At 59.8% G+C, this 1,736-nt stretch carries 2 protein-coding genes; both read left to right on the top strand.

The window, feature by feature from the left end:
• The first annotated feature begins 588 nt into the window (after positions 1 to 588).
• On the top strand, positions 589 to 696 hold the full coding sequence (petM, locus tag ACVW0R_RS13410; protein ID WP_011431156.1) for a cytochrome b6-f complex subunit PetM: 108 nt from the start codon (positions 589 to 591) through the stop codon (positions 694 to 696).
• Positions 697 to 718: 22 nt separating this feature from the next.
• Complete coding sequence (locus ACVW0R_RS13415) at positions 719 to 1,705, top strand: ketopantoate reductase family protein (RefSeq protein WP_457502197.1); 987 nt, start codon at positions 719 to 721, stop codon at positions 1,703 to 1,705.
• Positions 1,706 to 1,736 lie beyond the last annotated feature (31 nt).

Genomic DNA, 1,736 nt, shown 5'->3' on the forward strand with positions numbered 1-1,736 from the left:
CAGCCGATAAACACGAATCTGTCGCGCTTGAGCCAGTCGTCGACGATGTCGAACCATCCTCGCTCCTGGCGCGCGCGCCCTACTGCGATGGTCATCTCAACCTCTCCTTAAAAACATGATGAGGACATTAATGAAACTACAAATTTTGCTCCTTTGAAGCAAGACTGGTGCCTAGGTATAAAGACTCAGTCTGCGAACTTGTCGCCTTGGTTTCCCTGCACGGATTCCTGGCCAGAACTGACCAACCGCTGCTTCAGGCAGCTTTGCTGGCGTTCCGAACTGCTCTTGGAATCCTCAGCAGAGCTGTGGCGATCCCGACGAGCCGCCCTAGGGCCACCGAACAAGTTTCACGGCTGTCGGCATTACAATTTAGCCTACGCCAGTAAAGACTTGTAAATTGCTTTCATTATAGAGGGGGGGGACTCGTTCCCATCAAGTCCGAGGTGGCTGGGATCTTCACAGACTGTAATCTTTGCGGTTTTTCTCTCCTGAGATATTGAGCTAGAGGGGCTGCCTCACCCTGGGGAAGGCCGAAGGCACAAGATCCGATATCCTTGAAGGGCGAGGCAATCCACCTGAGAGGAATCTATGGCTAGTGAGATCTTCACCATTGCTGGGCTCTCCATCGTCCTGACCCTAGTGGGTGTGGCGCTTGGATACGGGATCTTGCGCATCACCCAGGGCGGGGCCGAGTAGGGATTTCCTCATTTGGTAAAACATGAAAATCGGCATCGTCGGCGCCGGGGCAGTCGGGGGGCATTTGGCCGTTTGCCTGGCTCGCGCCGGCTTTTCAGTCAGTGTGGTGGCGCGGGGATCCCACCTGCAGGCCATCCGCAGCCAAGGCTTGAAGCTGATCCGGCAGGGGGATCCCCCTGTGGCTTGGGTAGAGCGGCTGACGGCCAGCGACGACTTGGCTGAGCTGGGGCGGCAAGATGTGGTGATCGTTGCTGTCAAGGCCCACAGCTTGCCCCTGCTTGCCCCGCAATTGGGATCCCTGTGTGGCCCGGATAGCCCCGTTGTGGTTGTCCAGAATGGTATCCCCCGGTGGTACTTTTACCGGCATGGCGGCGAGTTTGAGGGGCGCTCCTTGACTTCGGTGGATCCGGGCGGGGTGATCGCCGCGCATCTGCCAGTCGAGCGGGTGATCGGCTGTGTGGTGTACATCGCCGTGCAGTTGGCAGAGCCGGGGGTAGTTTTGCATACCGGTGGCGGGCGCTACATTCTGGGAGAGCCGGATGGGTCGTTGTCGGAGCGGCTGCGCTCTCTGGCGGCCATCTTTGAGCAGGGGCAGCTTTCTGTGGCCCTCACCTCCCAAATTTGGGTCGAGATCTGGCAAAAACTTTGGGGGAACGCCGCCTTCAATCCCATCAGCGCCCTTACCCGCGCGGCCCAAGACGCAATTGCCCAGTACCCGCCCACCCATGCTTTGGTTCGGTCGGCGATGCAGGAAACCGAGGCGGTGGCCCAAGCATTTGGGATCCGGCTGCCGGTCTCTTTGGAAGAGCGGCTGAAGGATGCAGCCCGTGTGGGCTCCCATCGCACCTCGATGCTGCAGGATATCGAGCGGGGGCAACCGACGGAGATCGAGAGCATTGTCGGCGCCATCACGGAGCTGGGGCGTTGGGCGGGGATCCCGACTCCCCATCAGAACCTCCGGGGTACTCCCGCCACAGCGCAGCTTGGCGGGCTGGAGGATAGGCGGTGAGACGAAGGGGTTCAATGCCCCTGAGTCTCAC

The sequence above is a fragment of the Thermostichus sp. MS-CIW-15 genome, from assembly GCF_054060575.1.

Coding starts and splice junctions, on each gene's coding strand:
- petM (WP_011431156.1), top strand. CDS start 589: ATGGCTAGTGAGATCTTCACCATTGCTGGGCTCTCCATCGTCCTGACC.
- ACVW0R_RS13415 (WP_457502197.1), top strand. CDS start 719: ATGAAAATCGGCATCGTCGGCGCCGGGGCAGTCGGGGGGCATTTGGCC.